Genomic DNA, 17,900 nt, shown 5'->3' on the forward strand with positions numbered 1-17,900 from the left:
TTCGTTATTTCAACGGGCTTTTCGCAATTTTTCCGCCGTTTCTGGGGTAGGCTGTCGGAGTCTGCGAAATCTTTTTGCACAGGATCAGGGTGCGGGTGTCGCCGCCCGGAAGGTGCAGAGTGCGGGTTTCTTTGTACTCGCCGCCCAGCTTTTTGATGGCACCGCGCGCTGCGGTCAGCTCTTCCTCACCGGAAGAGCCTTTCATGGCGAGGAAATTGCCGCCCACCTTTACCAGCGGCAGGCAGTATTCGGCCAGCATGGGCAGCGCGGCCACTGCACGGGCCGAGGCCAGATCAAATTGTTCACGCCACGCCTTGCGGGCGGCTTCCTCGGCGCGCTCCTTTGCAAACTCCACGCCGGTCAGGCCCAGCTGGGCACAGGCGTACTTCAAAAACTCCACCCGCTTACCGGTGGGCTCCATCAGGGTCAACTCCAGTTCCGGCTTGTAGATTTTGGTCACGATGCCCGGGAAGCCTGCGCCTGCGCCCACATCCACCATGCGGCCCGCCACTTCCGGCTGGCTGGCAAACAGCAGGCTGTCGAGGAAGTGCTTATCCTCGATCCCCTCGGGGTCGGTGATAGCGGTCAGGTTGACCTTCTGGTTGTAGTCCACCAGAATTTCGGCAAAGGCATCCAGCTGGTCCAGCTGGGTGCCGGTGAGAGTGATGTTCCATGTGGAACATTTTGCTTCCAGACGCTGTTTGTCGATCATGGGTGTTGTCCTTTCTTTCATTCTCCGGTCAAGTGAACGAAAATCGGCTCGTGGTGCACGGCAGGCAGGAAAGTTTCCAGCACATCTGCCGTTCGCAGCTTGAGCGAGGAGGTGTTGATGCAGGGGTGGCAGCCGAGGTACTCCCCTGCCTTTATGTCCTCATCCATCAGCAGCTGCACCTTATTTTCAGCATCATTGGCAAGGCCCATAATGGAGGAGGAGCCGGGCGTGCAGTCCAGATACTGCTCCATATCCTCGGGCGAGGCAAAGCTCAGGCGGGCAATGCCCAGCTGATGGGAAAGCTCTTTGGTTTTGAAGGGCTTGTCCCCGGGCATCATGAGCAGATAGAAGTTCGTCTTCTGCCGGTTGCACAGGAACAGGTTTTTGCAGACGGTGGCATTCAGGCAGGCATCGATCACATGGCAATCCTCCATGGTGTCGGCCTTCATCCAGCCGTGGTCGGTACGCCAGAATTGGATGCCCAGCTTGTCCAGCAGGTCATAGGTACGGATCTCTTTTTCCAGCCGCCCGGTGCAGTCGGCAGGACGGCCCTCGTAAAGCTTCAGTTCTTCCATTTTATTTTCCTCTCGCTGCCAGCGCAATGCTCAGCTGCGCCACATCGGAGGGCGATACGCCCGGGATGCGCCCCGCCTGACCGAGGTTCTTCGGCCGGATGCGGGCCAGCTTTTCGCGGGCTTCCAGTGTCAGGCCGGTCAGGTCGGAATATTCAAAATCATCTGGGATCAGGGTCTTTTCGTGCCGGGCCACGTCCCGGATCATCCGGTCCTGCCGGGCAATGTAGCCCGCATACTTGATCTCGGTCTCCAGCCGTTCGGCCAGCATGGGGGTGATCTGCTCGCCCCAGCCGATGACACCGGCCAGCAGCGGATAGCTGATCTCCGGGCGGCGCAGCAGCTCTTCCGCAATGCCGCCCTCGGCAGCAGGGGCAAGACCGGCCGCTTCCATGGCGGCACGCAGGTCTGCGGTGCGCAGATGCGTCTCATGCAAGCGGCGGCGCTCTGCTTCCAGAATGCTCTGGGTGTGCTGGTACTTGGCCCAGCGGTCATCCTGCACAAGGCCGTATTCCCTGCCAATGGGGGTCAGCCGCTGGTCAGCGTTGTCCTGACGCAGGGTCAGGCGGTACTCGCTGCGGCTGGTCATCATGCGGTAGGGGTCCATGACCCCTTTGGTGACCAGATCATCCACCAGTGTGCCCAGATAGCTGGTGTGGCGCGGCAGAATGAGCTGCTCTTTGCCCAGCGCATTGCGGGCGGCGTTCAAACCTGCCAGCAAGCCCTGTGCGGCGGCTTCCTCGTAGCCGGAGGTGCCGTTGAACTGACCCGCGCCGTACAGTCCCCGCACCACCTTGCTTTCCAGCGTGGCTTCCAGACTGGTGGGGTCCACGCAGTCGTACTCGATGGCGTAGGCCGGGCGCATGATCTCGATGTTCTCAAACCCTTTGATACTGCGGTAGAAGGCATTCTGCACATCCTCCGGCAGGCTGCTGGAGGCACCCTGCAGATACATCTCTTCGGTGTTCTCGCCGCAGGGTTCCACAAAAATGGGGTGGCGGTCCTTGCCCGCAAAGCGCACCACCTTGTCCTCGATGGAGGGGCAGTAGCGCGGGCCAACACCCTCGATCATGCCGCCATAGAGCGGGCTGCGCTGGATGTTATCCAGAATGATCCTGTGGGTCTCGGGGTTGGTGTAGGCGATCCAGCACTCCACCTTGTTGTGCATGGGTGCATCGGTCATAAAGCTGAAGGGCTGCAGCTCATTATCCGGGTCGCCGGGCTGGCATTCCAGCTTGGAAAAATCGATGCTGCGGCGGTGCACCCGGGCAGGGGTGCCGGTCTTGAACCGGCGCAGCGGCAGCCCGGCAGCCTTCAGGCTGTCGGTCAGGGCGTTAGCAGCGTGCATCCCGTCCGGGCCGGAGGCGTACCACGCATCGCCCACAAAAATTTTGCCGCCAAGGTTCGTGCCGGTGGCAATGACCACGCATTTGGCGCTGTATTCCCCGTTCAGCTGGGTCACAACGCCCTTCACACGGCCGTTCTCGGTCTCGATGCTCACAACCTCAGCCTGATGGATGGCAAGGCCGGGCGTGAGTTCCAATGCATGCTTCATATATTCATGGTAGCGCTTGCGGTCGGTCTGCACACGCAGGGCGTGCACCGCCGGGCCTTTGCCCTTGTTGAGCATCCGGCTCTGCAGATAGGTGGCATCTGCAGCAAGGCCCATCACGCCGCCCAGTGCATCCAATTCACGTACCAGCGTGCCTTTTGCTGTGCCACCAATGCTGGGGTTGCAGGGCATGTTGCCAATGGCATCCAGACTCATGGTAAACACAGCCGTTCTAGCGCCCAGCGTTGCGGCGGCGTGAGCTGCCTCGATGCCGGCATGACCGGCACCGATGACGATAACGTCATAATCTCCTAAGTGGTTCATATACTTTCGGGTTTCCTCTATTGGTAAGATAATGATTTAAAATTGTCTCCGCTTCGCTCTGACAATATCAGCGGAAATATTATTTATATTTTGTAAATTGGAAAAATCTGCGGAACTTGTCAGGGCGAGGCCCCTCCATCTTGCTAACGCAAGACCGTTCTGCCGCTTGAAAGCCCCACTGGGGCTTTCATTGCTGCGCAACCGCGGATTTTTCCAATTTACTTTTTCACGGGAAAGGGTCGTAACAGGAAACGGCATATTGCTGCTGTCAGCCTGCAGCTGTCGCGCAGCAGATAACGCATAAACTTGTCCGTATGGCTCGTCGCGCAAGCGACTACAAATCGGCGTAACACAAAAAATCCTCTAGCGGAGCGACTTGGATTTTTTGTATGGAGCCCATCTCTTTTGGGATTATTAAGGGCGAGTAGCCCTTAATTCGTGCCTCCCGCGCCTCGAAAGTAGCGGGTGCTTTTCTGGTTCTCTTTTGGCACGCAAAAGAGAACATCCCCGGCGGCGATGCATTTTGCAAAAGGCATCAAACTTTAAACACGCGACCACGCTTCGCGCGGGAAGCTCTTCGTCACTTTCCCACGCAGAAACGTTCAAACACCTGTTCGATCACAGCTTCCGAGGCGTTCTCACCGGTCAGGTCGCACAGGGCGGCCAGTGCGTCGTCCACACAGACGGAAACGGCATCCAGCCCAAAGCCGCCTGCGGCAGCATCCAGTGCACCGGCCACAGCGTCCCGCGCACGCAGTGCGGCGGAAAGCTGACGCTGGCCGGACAGACTGGCGGCATGGGGGTCGATCTGGCTGGTACCCAGCAGGCGGGCCACCGCAGCGGAGATCACCTTGCGGCTCTCCTCCTCCTGACAGCACACCGGCAGCACCATGGCAAAGCAGGGCGCTATGAACTCTGCGTCAAATTGCGTTGGTTTATCCTCTTTGTTGATAAGTGCAATGGCTGGACGGCCTGTGCAACGCTGTGCAAGCTCCAGATCTTCCCGCGTGGGCGGCTCAGAGCCATCGAACACAGCCAGAATCAGGCCTGCCTCCTCCAGCTTTTTCCAGCTGCGGCGGATGCCCTCGGCTTCAATGGCATCTTCGGTCTCGCGCAGACCGGCGGTATCGAACAGATTCAGCTGGATATTCCCCAGCTGTACCGCCTGTTCCACCACGTCACGGGTGGTGCCAGCCACCGGCGTGACGATGGCCCTGTCGAACCCGGCCAGCAGGTTGAGCAGTGTGGATTTGCCCGCATTTGGTCTGCCCACAATGGCGCAGTCCACACCTTCGCGCAGGACGGTATCCGCCTGATAATTATGGATCAACTCGTCCAGCTCTGCCTTTACCCCACTCAGTACGCGGTGCAGATGGTCACCATCCAGCTCCGGCACATCCTCTTCGGGAAAATCCACCCATGCGGCAAGGTGAGCCTGAATGGCGGTAAGCGCTTCCTTCTGGGCACTGATCTTCTTTGCCAGCGCACCGCCCAGCGCGGCATTGGCCAGCGCGGCACCCTGACGGCCATCCGCCGAGATCAGATCCATGACGGCTTCGGCCTGCGTCAGACCCAGCTTGCCGTTCAGGAACGCGCGGCGGGTGTACTCGCCGGGCGCGGCAGGCTGAGCACCGGCAGCAAGACAGGCTTCCACCAGACGGCGGGCCACGGCGCTGCCGCCATGGCAGGAAAGCTCCACCACGTCCTCGCCGGTATAGCTGTGGGGCGTGCGGAAAAACAGGGCCACCCCCTCATCAAATGCTTCGTCCCCTTCCCGGAATGTGCCGTACATGGCGGTGTAGCCTTTGGCATCCTCCACCTTTTTTGCGGCGTTGGCCGGGCGGAACACCCGGGCTGCTATGGGATAGCTCTCCGCACCGGAGAGCCGCACGACGGCAATGCCGCCTGCGCCCGGCGCTGTTGCAATGGCTGCAATGGTCGTTTCCTGCATGGTTTTTTCTGGCTTCCTTTCCGCGCCCGGTCTGGCCGCTTGCTCCCATCTGCCCACAGCAGCGAGACCAATACAGTTTCATTGTACCACGAAATGCTGCGGAATGGTACTGTTTTTTCAACCAATTCCCGGGAAACGGTTGAAAATCCGCCCGTTTCTCACACAAAAAAGGGGCTTTCCGTCCCAACACGGAAAGCCCCTTTTTACAGGAAACTGTTTTTTAGAACTTGGCGATATCCGCCGTGGTGATGGCCTTGCCAGGCAGCGTGCGTGCATCGGCATTCTCATTCAGGGCCAGCTTGCCCTCGCGCAGCAGCTGCACAGCCTTCTGGTGATCGGCAGCCTTCCAGTTGTTGCCCACGATCTTCCAGTTGTTGTTCACGTGCGGCTCAATGGTGCCGCCCTTCACGGTGCGGATGTACTCGCCCAGCAGCTCGCGGATGCCGCCCACGTCGCCGCGCACATCGATCTCCAACAGCTTGGGCAGTTCTTCGCCCGGCAGGAAGATGTCCGCAGCCGTCAGCAGTTGGGTGGTGGCGCGGTAGTTGTTCACTGCCACCACAAAGGTGTCGGTGTCCTTCACGGCCTTGCCGTTCGGCCACTTGAGGTTCTTGATGCGGTGGCCCGGCTCCTTGGAGACGTCCAGCTCGTAGTTGACACCCTCAAAAGCATCATACAGGTAGTAGCGCACCGAGGGGTCAAAGGCAATGGTCACTTCATCCGGCTTCCATGTCTTGAAGAAGGCAGCAGACCACTCCATGAAGCGGCGCAGCTGCTCGCCGGTCATCTGCAGCTTGTACAGGGTGTTCTGGTAGGTGTAGATGCTGGCCATATCGCACTTGCGGATGGTGCCCGCGCGCATCTGGGAGGTCATGGAGGTCAGGGCGGTAGCAGAGACCTGCGCACCGGTGTAGTACATCTGCACTTCGTTGATGAAGTCCAGCAGCGCGGTATCCTGCACCATGGCCTGCGGCAGGCAGTCGATCTCGTTTTCGGGGGCCAGATCGCCGCCCTTCAGCTCGCCAATGGGGGTAACAGCGTCTTCCTTGGCGCGGGTGTCGTAGGAGGCCAGCAAAGCGGTCAGCTCCGGATCGGGCTCGTACTCCTTGATCTGCAGGTTTTCAGAGGTGCGGTTCACGACCTTCCACTTACCGTCCAGCTGGCGCTCCAGATAGACGTGGATCTCGGACAGGGTGGCACCGGCGTTCTTGTTCTCCACAACCAGCACGTTGTTGATCATCATGTTGGGGATGCTCCTGTGGCCGTGGCCGCCCACGATCACATCAAACTCCGGGCAGGCATTTGCCAGATCGGTAACGCCGGAGCCGTACACACCGTACTCGTTCTCGGTATCCATGTGCATGACGCCGATCAGAACATCCACCTGATCCTTGATCTTATCAATGATCTTGCGGCTCTCGTCCACAGGGTTGGTGACCTTCCAGCCCTCCAGATTCTTGGCATCCCAGCGGATGATGTTGGGGGTGACCATGCCAATGACACCGATCTTGACGGTGCCCTTTTTGATGATGGTGTAGCCGTCGGCCAGCGGGGTGCCGTCCGGTGCGTAAACGTTGCCGGTGAGCACCTTGGCCTTCTGCTGTCCCATGACCTTTTTCAGCACATCCATGCCGTAGTTGTACTCATGGTTGCCGGTGGTCCAGATATCATAGCCGATGGCATTCATGGCAGCGACCATGGGATGCAGGTCGTCGTTCAGGAACAGCTCTGCGGAGTTGGCCTGAATGGTATCACCTGCATCCACCACCAGCGTGTTCCGGGTACGGCACTGCTTGATGGCAGTCGCCTGCTGGGCCACACTGCCGGAAGCATCTGCCTTGTTGGCAGCGTAGTCCCATGGGTCGAATTTGCCGTGGGTATCGCTGGTGGCAAGGATCTGCAGATCCATGCTCCACAGGGACTTGATGTCACAGGCGGCTGCAGAGGGTGCCATGCAGCTGGCGGCTGCGATGGTCGCGGATGCCCCTGCACCACGCAGGAAGCTGCGGCGGGAGATCTTGTTCTGAGCCATAGTTGAATACCTCTCTTTTCATCATTCTGTCTGTTCTTCACGAACAGAACGCTCTTGACTACAGTATAAAGCCTTGACCAATTGTTTTACAATTGCCATTTAAGAGAAAGATTTCGGCAAAAAACAGGCAGTTTCTCCAAATTTTGAGAAGAATGACTTTTTTATGCTCAGTATACCGCAACAGCTGCCCGACCCGAAACCAGCTTGGCGTTAGATTTTGGTAAAATCCTTTTTGCGTGAAAAAAGGTCTCCGGAAAATCCGCAGATTTTCCGGAGACCCTGATTTCAAAAGTAATTCCGTATTACAGCTCGATCTTGCCAAAGCTGAAATCGGCAAAATCGTCCACGCGCTCGGTGCGCTTGGGTGCTACCGGTGCTGCATTCTCTGCATCACGGGGTGCATAGGTGCGCTCCGGCACGCCGGAAGGCCGCGGGCCGCGGGGTGCACCATTGCGGCTGCCACGGTAACCGCCGCGGTTTCCATTGTGGTCGCCATGCTCAGAACGGTTCCCGCCGCGATAGCCGCCATTGCGGCTGCCGCCGGGACGACGGCCATTGCCGCGTCCGCCGCGGGGACGGCGCTCGCCATAGGTGTTCTCGGTCTGTGCATCGGGTGCGGTGGAGTAGATGACCACACGTCGGTCACGGCCTTCGCCCTTGCTCTCGCTGCGCACGCCCTCCATCTTGCTGATGGCAGAGTGGATGATGCGGCGCTCGTAGGGGTTCATGGGTTCCATGGCAAAGCTGCGGCCGGTCTTGCGCACCTTGGCACCAATGCGCTGTGCCAGTGCGGTCAGGTCGCTCTCGCGCTTATCGCGGTATCCGGCCACATCCAGACCCAACTTGATGTAATCGCCCTCCAGACGGTTTGCCACAAGGCTTGCCAGATAGGAAAGGCTCTCCATTGTCTCGCCGCGGCGGCCGATGAGGGCACCCAGCTTTTCACCGTCCAGACGGATGATGGTAGCTTCGCCCTTCTGCACAGCGCTGAAGGTGACATTCTCCACGCCCATCAGGGCAATGACCTCACGCAGGTAGTCCACAGCAGCCTTGATCTTAGCGTTCTCTTCGATCACGATGGGGACTTCCGGCTCCTCTTCCTCGGCAGCGGGCTGCTCTGCAGCAGCTTCTGCAGCGGGGGCAGCAGGCTCTTCGGCCTCTGCTTCCGGCTGTGCTGCCGCAGCGGCAGGCTCCTCTGCCACGGGAGCGGCCTTGACAGCCTCCTGCACGGGAGTCTTTTTCTCAACAACAGGCTCAGCGGGTGCTGCAGCCGGAGCGTCCGGCTCCTCCACGCTCACGCACACCTTAGCGGGGGTGAGCTTCAGACCCAGAAAACCAGTCTTCTGGGGCATTTCCAGCACTTCGCAGCTGACATTCAGATCATCGGCCTGCACGCCCAGCAGAGCGCAGGCTTTTGCGCGGGCTTCATCGACCGTTTTGCCGGTCGCTTCCTGCTTACGGATCATAACCGTTCATCCTCCTCTTATTCTTTATCCTGCTTGTTCAGCTCGCTCAGCGGCACGGTACGCTCGTCCTTGTAGCGCTCCTCGTCCAGCTGGCGGGCATACTCCAGACGGCGCTTGTTCATCTCGCTGGCAGAAAGGTTCTTTTCCGTGGTCTTGCCGGTCTTGGGATCGGTGACCTTGACGGTAGTGTTCTTCACACCGCGTTTTTCCTGCTTTTTCTTTTCTGCGATCTGCGCTTCGATCTCCTTGCGCATCTTATCGGGGTCGTACACCTTGCGCATGACCTGAGTCTGCACGGTCATCACGATGTTGGAAATGACGTAGTACAGAGAGAATGCCAGAGGATAGGTGAAGCAGAAGAACAGGTACATCAGCGGCATCATATACATGGTCAGCTTCATGCTGCCCTGCATCTGCTGGCCGCTGGCCTTCATGCTGATATGGGTGGACAGGAGCATGGTGATGACCGACAGCAGCGGCAGCACGATGTCCAGAGAAAGGCCCAGCTTGGGGATGCGGGTCAGGTCGATGCCGAGGAAGTTCATGTGCTGGCTGAACTCGGTAATGGTAGCGATCTGCTCGGCGCTGAAGCAGCCCAGCACACCGCCGTTGCCAGCAATCACCTGTGCGATGATGTTGGTATCGCGGGTGATGGCGGTAAAGGCGACGCCGGAGGCGGTCAGGGCCTCACCGGCGGCGGTCAGAGCCGCAGCGCTGATGTGGAAGATGCGCTCCAGCGGATTGTACACGACACCGATAACGCCGAACATGACAAGGAAGTTCAACAGCATGGGCACGCAGCCTGCGGTGGGGCTATAGCCGTAGTCCTGCTGCAGCTTGAGCATTTCTTCCTGCTGCTTTTCGGGCTTGTCCTTGTACTTGGTCTGGATCTCCATCATCATGGGCTGGAAGGCCGACAATTTAGCCATGCTCTTCTGCTGGCTCAGCTGCAGAGGGATCTTGACGATGTTGATGAGCAGCGTGAAGATGATGATGTCCCAGCCGTAGCTCGGGAGCAGCTTGTAGATCCACTCCATGACATAGCCGAGAGGACCGCTCAGGATGTAAAAGAAGTTCATACCTTTGTCCATTCTGCCCCGTCTGTGGCACGGGACTTGTTATTTTTATCGTAGGACACGCTGCCCACAGTGCACCGCGTCACAAGAAGCATATTTACTTTTCCACCTTTTGCTTGTGCCGTGTGGAAAACAGCCTTGCGGGCTGCAGCCGGCGGGCAGGGTTCTGCCAGCGGCCCGGCTCCGGCACCGGGTCAAAGCCCCATTTGCCGAAGGGATTGCACCGGGCGATGCGCCATGCCCCCAGCAGGATGCCCTTTACGCACCCATGGGTCATGATGGCCTGCATGGTGTAGTTGCTGCAGCTGGGCGTAAAACGGCAGCTGCGGCCGATCCATGGGCTGAGAGTGTACTGGTAGGCCCGGATGGGCACGCACAGCGCGCGGCGGCAGATGTACTGCAGGCGGTTCATGCGTCCGGCTTTTCCGCCTGTGCCCTGCGTGCCGGGGGCACGGTGGCAGGGGGCGGCGCATCCGGCCGTTTGGCCTTATCCGGCAGGCCGGCCTGTGCAAACAGCTTTGCCACAACGCTGCTCAGCTGCCAGCTCTTCAGCCGCGGGGTCATACCGCGGGCTACAAAGATCAGATCATAGCCGCCGATGTTGTAGTCCAGATGCTCGTCGATGGCCGCCTTCATCACGCGGCGGGCGCGGTTGCGCTGCACGGCGTGGCCGATCTTTTTGGTGGCGGTCAGACCCACGCGGGTCTTTTTGCTGCGGGTCTTGAGCACATACATCACAAGACCGGGGTTCACATAGGATTTGCCGCGGGCATACACTCTGCCAAACTCGCTGTTGCGGCGGATGGGACGATAGCGCATGATTCCGCGCCTCCTTTCTGTGGCTGAGAACACGCCCCGAAGAGTGCATTCTTCAGCCAGTATATCAAAAATTTTTCGACTTTGAAAGCCCATGCGGGCATTTTTACGAAAATTCTTTCAATTTTCAAAAAAAATAAGACCGCTAATCCAATATCAGCGGTCTTTTGTGCGCATATTCATTTCTGCGCCGGATCCCGTCATAAAAGGCCGGATCAGACAGTCAGGCTCTTGCGGCCCTTTGCACGGCGAGCATTGATGACCTTACGGCCGTTCTTGGTGCTCATGCGGGTCAGAAAGCCATGAACTTCCTTGCGCTGACGCTTCTTGGGCTGAAAAGTTCTCTTCATGGTTGTATCCTCCGTAAAAACTTATCCCCGGTATGGGGTCTGATGTGGTCCCAGATTGGGGACAGGCTTGCAATTCAACAGTATATCGCATAGTATGGCGTTCTGTCAAGCATTTTTTTCGCTTTCCTTCAAACTTTTTTGTGAAAAGATTTTCAACTTTTTCACCATTCTGCCGTGGAAAACTCTTTTGCCACAAGATATTGTGGCCCTGTTTTGCCCATGCCACAACGGCCGTGCAGGGGCTTTTCTTATGTATTATAAATTACATTATAGAAATATGGACGCACAGCGTTTTTTGTGGTATACTAACCTAGTATCAGCAGCATTGTTGAAAACTTTAACGGAGTGGATGTTTTATGGATTCTTTTAAGGACGTTTTAGAGGCCGCCCAGGCGTACTGCAAAACGCAGATGGCCGAGCCGACCTATAATCTCTATATCGATGGACTGGAGCCGATCAGCTTTGAGGATTCCAGCCACATCACCCTTTCGGTGCGCAACGACTTCATCTGCAAGATCGTGACGGACCGCTACCTCGGCCTGCTCAAGGAAGCCTTCAAGACCGTGCTGGGTTTCGACGTGGACATCACGCTGGTGGTGCCCAGCACGCCGCCGCATGAGGTGGTGCTGGCCCAGCAGTACGAGGCGAACCCCGCCTCCCCGCAGGGCAACTACGAGTTCACATTTGAAAACTTCATCAAAGGCCCTTCCAACCAGTTTGCGTTTGCTGCTGCACAGGCGGTTGCGGCCAATCCCTCCGGCGCATACAACCCGCTGTTCATCTACGGCGGCTCCGGCCTTGGCAAGACCCATCTGCTCACGGCCATCCAGACCGAGATCAAGCGCACCCACCCCGATTTCGTCATCATGTACGTTACCTGCGAGCAGTTCACCAATGAGCTGATCGCCGCCATCCGCGCCGGCAGCACCGAGGACTTCCGCATGAAGTACCGCGTGGCAGACCTGCTGCTGGTGGACGATATCCAGTTCATCGCCGGCAAGGAGTCCACGCAGGAGGAGTTCTTCCACACCTTCAACTCCCTGCACGATGCCCACAAGCAGATCGTCATTGCCTCCGACCGCCCGGCCAAGGAGATCAAAAGTCTGGAAGAGCGTCTGCGCACCCGCTTTGAGTGGGGCCTGACCGCCGATGTGCAGCCGCCGGATTTTGAGACCCGCGTGGCCATCGTCAAGCGCAAGGCAGAGCTTTTGCATCTGGACCTGCCCGAGGATGTGGCCGAGTTCATTGCCAACCACCTGAAGAACAACATCCGCCAGCTGGAAGGCGCTGTAAAAAAACTGAACGCCTACTACATGCTGGAGGGCATCCAGCCGGTCATCAGTGTGGCCCAGAATGCCATCAAGGACATCCTCAACGAGACCCAGCCGGTGCCCGTGACCATCGAGAAGATCATCGGCGAGGTGTCCCGCACCTTCAACGTCTCCCCTGCCGACATCCGCGGCACCAAGCGCAACGCCAACGTTGCCTCTGCCCGCCGTGTGGCCATCTACATCCTGCGCGAGGTCACCGGCATGAGCATGGAAGAGATCGGCCGTGAATTCTCCGGCCGTGACCACTCCACCATCGTCTACTCCCTCAAGACCATGGAGCGTGACATGAAGAACGACCAGCACCTGCGCGAGACCGTGAGCGACATCATCAAGAACGTGAAGGCCTGACCGCAGAAATCGTGCAAAAAAGTCGTACTCATTTATGGGTGAAACCCCAAAATATGGGGAGAAAACGGAACAAAACGGGGAAAAAGAACCTATATCTTGTGGTAAAAACGCAAACCTTTCCACACTTTCCACAGAGTTTTCAACATTCAACCTCCGTTCTCCACATGGTCTGTGGAAAGAAAGACCTATTCCAACCTTTCCACGATCCATTCACAACACATTCACAACCCCGTGGAAACCAAAACCCCCGCATTCCGACAAGGCTTTTCGGGGTTTTCCACAAGTTCCCCACCCCCTACTACGGTTACTACAACAAGTTCAATAAGATAGACCGGTTCTGAAACTGTTTTCAAACACAAAACAACATCAGAAACGAAAAACAAAGGAGAGAATTCAGTTTGAACATCGTATGTGATAAAGTTCTGCTGAGCGCAGCCATCGATGGTGTGTCCAAAGCCGTCACCATGCGTTCTGCCATCCCTGTGCTGGAAGGTATCCTGCTGAAAGCCGAAGGCTTCCAGCTCAACCTCACCGGCTACGATCTGGAAATGGGCATCGTAACCACCATCGAAGCCAATGTCAAGGAAGCCGGCGAGGTGGTGCTGAATGCAAAGCTGCTCAGCAGCATGATCAGCCGGATGCCCGCCGGTCAGGTCAGCATCCTCTCTGCCGAGAACGGCAAGACCACCATCCAGAGCGGCGTAGTCCAGTTCGAAATCCAGTCCATGCCGGCCAACGATTTCCCGGAGCTGCCCAATACCGGAGCGGAAGAGACCCTGACCATCAAGACCGGCGTACTGAAAGATATGATCGATCGTACGTTATATGCTGTCAGTCAGGACGAGAAAAAGCCCGCTCACACCGGTGAGCTGTTCGAGATCCTGCCCGACAAGCTGACTGTGGTGGCACTGGACGGCTACCGTCTGGCCATCGTGGAACGCCCGGTGACAGCGGTAAAGGATATCCGCATCATCGTGCCCAGCAAGACCATGACCGAGGTCGCTCACCTGCTGCCCAACGACGACGAAGAGCCGGTGCACATCAGCGCCAACCGCCGCTATGTGGTCTTTATGGCCGGCGGCTACACCATCATGAGCCGTCTGATCGAGGGCGAGTTCCTCAACTACCGCAACGTGATCCCCGCCGACAGCCGCACCCGCGTGACCATCGACACCAAGGAATTCATCGAGACCATCGAGCGTGCTTCGCTGATTATTACAGAGCGTTTAAAAAATCCTCTCCGCATCTCCTTTACAGAGGGTAGAGTCGTGGTGCGCTGCCAGACCAACCTTGGCCGCGTGGTGGACGAGTTCAACGCCGACTGCGAGGGCGACGAAGTGGAGATCGGCTTCAACAACCGTTATCTGCTGGATGCGCTGCGCAACGCCCGCACCGAGAAGGTCCGCATGGAGATCAGCGGCCCTCTGAGCCCGGTCAAGGTGCTGCCTGCCGAGGGCAACGACTTTTTGTATCTGGTGCTGCCGGTGCGCTTCAAGAACGATTAAGAGGGCGAAATTATGCAGAAAATTCTCATCCATACGGAATTTATCAAGCTGGATGCCCTGCTGAAATATGCAGGCCTGTGCGAGACCGGCGGCGAAGCCAAGGAGCTGGTGCAGGGCGGTGCCGTGAAGGTGAACGGCGAGGTGTGCACCATGCGCGGCAAGAAGTGCCGTGCCGGTGATGTGATCGTGCTGGACGGCCAGACCGTGGAAGTGGGTCAGGGCCAGTAATGCGTCTGCTTTCACTGGAAGTTGCGAATTACCGCAATATTGCGGCAGCGCAGCTGGAACCTGGCCGGGAGCTGACCGTGATCTGCGGCAACAACGGTCAGGGCAAAACGAACCTGCTGGAGGCCATCTGGCTGCTGACCGGCGGCAAAAGCTTCCGGGGCGGCAAGGATGCCGAGCTTGTGCGCCGTGGAGAAACATTCGCGGTACTGGAGGCCGTCACCCAGCGCACCCGGCAGGAGGATCAGGAACCGGACGAACCGGCAAATGTGCGCATTACGGTGGGCACGCCGGATGCACAGCGCCCCGGCCGGTATGCATCGGTCAACGGCTCTCCGCCCAAGCGGGCGGCGGGCCTTGCGGGCAGCTTTCCGGCTGTGGTGTTCGACCCCGGGCACCTGAGCCTTGTAAAAGGTGCACCGGAAGGACGGCGGCGGTTTCTGGATGCGGCGCTGTGCCAGCTGTACCCCGGCTACCTTGCCACCTATCGTCGCTATGTGCGGGCATTGCAGCAGAAAAACGCGCTTCTGCGTCATTCCGCAGGCGGCACGGAGCGCCCGTGGGCAGAAAAATGCGCCCTGCTGGAAGTGCTGAACGTGGAGCTTGCAGCGCAGGGCGAGGCCATCCAGAAGCGGCGGCGGGAATATCTGGCCCTGCTCACACCGCTGGCCTGCGCCAACTATGCCGAGCTTTCCCACGGGGCAGAGCGCATGGCGATGCGGTATGCCGCCCAGTTTGAGCCGGGCGGGCTTTCCGCACTTTTGAAGCAGCGCCAGAACGAAGAGCTGCGCGCCGGGCAGAGCCTGTGCGGCATCCACCGCGAGGACGTTGAGCTGCTGCTGGACGACCAGCCCGCAAAGGTGTTTGCAAGTCAGGGACAGCAGCGTAGCGTGGTGCTGAGTCTGAAAATGGCCGAAGCGGCTGCCGCTGCCCGGATCACCGGAGAGCACCCGGTGCTCCTGCTGGACGATGTGCTCAGCGAGCTGGACGAGGGCCGCAAGCAGTATCTGCTCACCCGCATGAAGGAAAAGCAGACATTCGTGACCAGCTGCGATGATACCGCGTTCCTGAAAACGGACGGCGAAGTGTACCGCATGAACGGCGGTGTGCTGAGCAAAGCATGAAGAAATGATGCAAAAGTACATGCAGCTGCCGGTGAATAAACGGCGTTTTATGCATGAACTGCCAGAATGAGGAAAATACTGTATGTATATTCATCTGGGCCGTGACTACGTGCTGAATGACCGGGACATTATCGGCATCTTCAATCTGGAAACCACCACCATCACTCCCCGGGGCCGGGAGTTTCTGAACTACGCTCAGAAGAACGGCGCGGTGGTGAGCCTTTCGGACGAGCTGCCCCAGAGCTATGTTCTGGCAGACGGGGCCGTGGTGGACACGGTGTATCTTTCGGAGCTGTCGCCTGCTGCCATGCGGCGCAGAGCCGAAAAAATGATCGAGTAAACCAGCCAACAGGCGGAGAATATGCTCTGCTTTTACGATAGATCGAACAAAAATGCAAACATTGAACAAAAGGGAGAAAGGAAATGGCAGAAGAAATCATTACCAGCACAAATGCCGAAACCGCTACCGACCATGAGTATAATGCCAGCGAGATCCAGGTCCTGAAGGGTCTGGAGGCGGTGCGCAAGCGCCCGGGCATGTATATCGGCTCCACCGGCGAGCGCGGCCTGCATCATCTGGTCTACGAGATCGTGGACAACGCCATCGATGAAGCACTGGCCGGCTACTGCGACCACATCGAGGTCAAGATCCTGAAAGACAACATCATTCAGGTCACGGATAACGGCCGCGGCATCCCTGTGGACATTCAGGCCGACACCGGCCTGCCCGCCGTCACCGTCGTTTACACCATCCTGCACGCCGGCGGCAAGTTCGGCGGCGAGAACTCCGGCTACAAGGTGGCCGGCGGCCTGCACGGCGTGGGCGCTTCGGTGGTCAACGCCTGCTCCGAGTGGCTCACCGTCAACGTGCGCCGCGACGGCCACGAGTACGAGCAGACCTTCCGCCGCGGCGACCCGGACGGCCCGCTCAAGTGCATCGGCACCGTAGCCGACGGCGTTACCGGCACCCGGGTCACCTTCAAGCCGGACCCGGAGATGTTCCGGGATACCACCGTGTACGACTTCGACACGCTGGAAAAGCGCCTGCGGGAAGAAAGCTTCCTGAACGCCGGTGTCAAGATCACTCTGACCGACGAGCGTGAGATGTACACTCCCGTACTGGAGGACGGCAAGGAGGGTGAACCCTGCTACCGCACCGAGGTCATGTGCTACGAGGGCGGCATCAAGAGCTTCGTCACCTATCTGGGCGAGAAGCGCAAGCTGGACGTGCTGCACCCCAATGTGATCTACCTCAAGGGCCAGACCGACCGCGGCATGGCAGAGATCGCACTGCAGTATAATTCCAGCTACAACGAGCTGCTGCTGAGCTTTGCCAACAACGTCAACACCCCGGACGGCGGCACCCACGAGGAGGGCTTCAAGAACAGCCTGACCCGCGTGTTCAATGATTACGGCCGCAGCCACGGCCTGCTGAAGGATAAGGACGAGAACCTGTCCGGTGCGGACGTGCGCGAGGGCCTGATCTGCGTGATCTCTGTCAAGCTGCAGGAGGCGGAGTTTGAGGGCCAGACCAAGGCAAAGCTGGGTAATACCGAGATCCGCACCCTTGTTTCCAACATGGTCTACTCCAAGCTGATGGAATTCTTTGAGGAGAACCCCGGCGTGGCAAAGGCCATCTTTGAAAAGGCCACCCAGGCCGCCCGCGCCCGCGCCGCTGCCAAAAAGGCCCGCGAACTGGTGCGCCGCAAGAGCGCATTGGAGACCAGCCGGATGCCCGGCAAGCTGGCAGACTGCCGCGAAAAAGACCCCAGCCGCACCGAAATCTTCATCGTCGAGGGCGATTCTGCAGGCGGTTCCGCCAAGATGGGCCGCGACTCTGCCATTCAGGCCATCCTGCCGCTGTGGGGCAAGATGCTGAACGTGGAAAAGGCCCGCGCCGATAAAATTTACGGCAACGACAAGCTGATGCCGGTGGTGCTGGCGCTGGGCTGCGGCATTGGGGACGAGTTCGATATCTCCAAGCTGCGCTACGATAAAGTGTTCATCATGGCCGATGCCGATGTGGATGGCTCCCACATCTGCACCCTGATGCTCACCTTCTTCTTCCGCTATATGCGCCCGCTCATTGAGCAGGGCCATGTGTATGTGGCCCAGCCGCCTCTGTTCAAGGTGCAGAAGGGCAACACCATCAAGTACGCCTACAACGATGCCGAAATGGCCGTGCTTTCGCAGGAAATGCCCGGCGCAAAGGTGAACCGCTATAAGGGCCTTGGTGAGATGAACCCCGAACAGCTGTGGGAGACCACTATGAACCCCGATAACCGCGTGATCGTGCAGATCACCATTGACGATGCTGAGAAGGCCGATGAAGCCTTTACCATCCTGATGGGCGATCAGGTGGAGCCGCGCCGCCGCTTTATCGAGACCAACGCCCAGTACGCAAAGCTGGACGTGTAAGAAAACCCTCTCAGGCGCTGACGCGCCAGATTCCCCCTTTTGTCACCTACGGTGACATCTTCCCTCAAGGGGGGAGCTTCAGGCAAAAAGATAAACTT

The 17,900-nt window shown here is 58.4% G+C and carries 16 protein-coding genes; 6 read left to right on the forward strand and 10 right to left on the reverse strand.

Annotated elements, in window-relative coordinates:
* Nucleotides 1-4 precede the first annotated feature (4 nt).
* From rsmG to rpmH, 10 genes are all read right to left on the reverse strand, one after another.
* Nucleotides 5-712: a 16S rRNA (guanine(527)-N(7))-methyltransferase RsmG gene (gene rsmG / locus DWY76_RS10245; RefSeq protein WP_120081276.1), complete on the reverse strand. Its 708-nt coding sequence runs from the start codon at nt 710-712 to the stop codon at nt 5-7.
* A gap of 17 nt (nt 713-729) precedes the next feature.
* Nucleotides 730-1,287, reverse strand: coding sequence for a prolyl-tRNA synthetase associated domain-containing protein (locus DWY76_RS10250; RefSeq protein WP_337678554.1), 558 nt, complete (start codon nt 1,285-1,287; stop codon nt 730-732).
* 1 nt (nt 1,288) lies between these two features.
* A complete protein-coding gene (mnmG, locus tag DWY76_RS10255) occupies nt 1,289-3,160 on the reverse strand; it encodes a tRNA uridine-5-carboxymethylaminomethyl(34) synthesis enzyme MnmG (RefSeq protein ID WP_120081277.1) in 1,872 nt (623 codons plus the stop codon).
* A gap of 580 nt (nt 3,161-3,740) precedes the next feature.
* On the reverse strand, nt 3,741-5,111 hold the full coding sequence (mnmE, locus tag DWY76_RS10260) for a tRNA uridine-5-carboxymethylaminomethyl(34) synthesis GTPase MnmE (protein ID WP_120081278.1): 1,371 nt from the start codon (nt 5,109-5,111) through the stop codon (nt 3,741-3,743).
* A 220-nt stretch (nt 5,112-5,331) separates the two neighbouring features.
* Entirely contained in the window at nt 5,332-7,143 is a 1,812-nt protein-coding gene (locus DWY76_RS10265; protein WP_243112010.1) for a 5'-nucleotidase C-terminal domain-containing protein, read from the reverse strand.
* A 302-nt stretch (nt 7,144-7,445) separates the two neighbouring features.
* Nucleotides 7,446-8,609: an RNA-binding cell elongation regulator Jag/EloR gene (jag, locus tag DWY76_RS10270; RefSeq protein ID WP_120081280.1), complete on the reverse strand. Its 1,164-nt coding sequence runs from the start codon at nt 8,607-8,609 to the stop codon at nt 7,446-7,448.
* Nucleotides 8,610-8,626: 17 nt separating this feature from the next.
* On the reverse strand, nt 8,627-9,700 hold the full coding sequence (locus tag DWY76_RS10275) for a YidC/Oxa1 family membrane protein insertase (RefSeq protein ID WP_120081281.1): 1,074 nt from the start codon (nt 9,698-9,700) through the stop codon (nt 8,627-8,629).
* An 82-nt stretch (nt 9,701-9,782) separates the two neighbouring features.
* Nucleotides 9,783-10,097, reverse strand: coding sequence for a membrane protein insertion efficiency factor YidD (gene yidD / locus DWY76_RS10280; protein WP_120081282.1), 315 nt, complete (start codon nt 10,095-10,097; stop codon nt 9,783-9,785).
* The gene (rnpA, locus tag DWY76_RS10285) at nt 10,094-10,504 is read right to left on the reverse strand and encodes a ribonuclease P protein component (protein WP_044953169.1); all 411 of its coding nucleotides are present in this window, start codon (nt 10,502-10,504) and stop codon (nt 10,094-10,096) included. The genes yidD and rnpA overlap by 4 nt, the downstream gene beginning before the upstream one ends.
* A 212-nt stretch (nt 10,505-10,716) precedes the next feature.
* Nucleotides 10,717-10,851, reverse strand: a complete 135-nt coding sequence (gene rpmH, locus DWY76_RS10290) for a 50S ribosomal protein L34 (protein ID WP_005924258.1) — start codon at nt 10,849-10,851, stop codon at nt 10,717-10,719.
* 356 nt (nt 10,852-11,207) lie between these two features.
* On the opposite strand from rpmH, the gene dnaA reads away from it, so the two are divergent.
* From dnaA to gyrB, 6 genes are all read left to right on the forward strand, one after another.
* Nucleotides 11,208-12,530, forward strand: coding sequence for a chromosomal replication initiator protein DnaA (dnaA, locus tag DWY76_RS10295; protein WP_005937115.1), 1,323 nt, complete (start codon nt 11,208-11,210; stop codon nt 12,528-12,530).
* 398 nt (nt 12,531-12,928) lie between these two features.
* On the forward strand, nt 12,929-14,035 hold the full coding sequence (gene dnaN / locus DWY76_RS10300) for a DNA polymerase III subunit beta (protein ID WP_097776786.1): 1,107 nt from the start codon (nt 12,929-12,931) through the stop codon (nt 14,033-14,035).
* 12 nt (nt 14,036-14,047) lie between these two features.
* The gene (locus DWY76_RS10305; protein ID WP_120081283.1) at nt 14,048-14,263 is read left to right on the forward strand and encodes an RNA-binding S4 domain-containing protein; all 216 of its coding nucleotides are present in this window, start codon (nt 14,048-14,050) and stop codon (nt 14,261-14,263) included.
* A complete protein-coding gene (locus DWY76_RS10310) occupies nt 14,263-15,384 on the forward strand; it encodes a DNA replication/repair protein RecF (RefSeq protein WP_120081284.1) in 1,122 nt (373 codons plus the stop codon). The genes DWY76_RS10305 and DWY76_RS10310 overlap by 1 nt, the downstream gene beginning before the upstream one ends.
* An 82-nt stretch (nt 15,385-15,466) precedes the next feature.
* Nucleotides 15,467-15,724: a DUF370 domain-containing protein gene (locus DWY76_RS10315; protein ID WP_005937016.1), complete on the forward strand. Its 258-nt coding sequence runs from the start codon at nt 15,467-15,469 to the stop codon at nt 15,722-15,724.
* Between the two features lie 83 nt (nt 15,725-15,807).
* Nucleotides 15,808-17,802 (forward strand): DNA topoisomerase (ATP-hydrolyzing) subunit B, encoded by a 1,995-nt coding sequence (gene gyrB, locus DWY76_RS10320; RefSeq protein ID WP_097774101.1) that lies wholly within the window; start codon nt 15,808-15,810, stop codon nt 17,800-17,802.
* The last annotated feature ends 98 nt before the right edge of the window (nt 17,803-17,900 follow it).

It is taken from the genome of Faecalibacterium sp. AF27-11BH, from assembly GCF_003603005.1.
GTDB lineage: Bacteria > Bacillota > Clostridia > Oscillospirales > Ruminococcaceae > Faecalibacterium > Faecalibacterium taiwanense.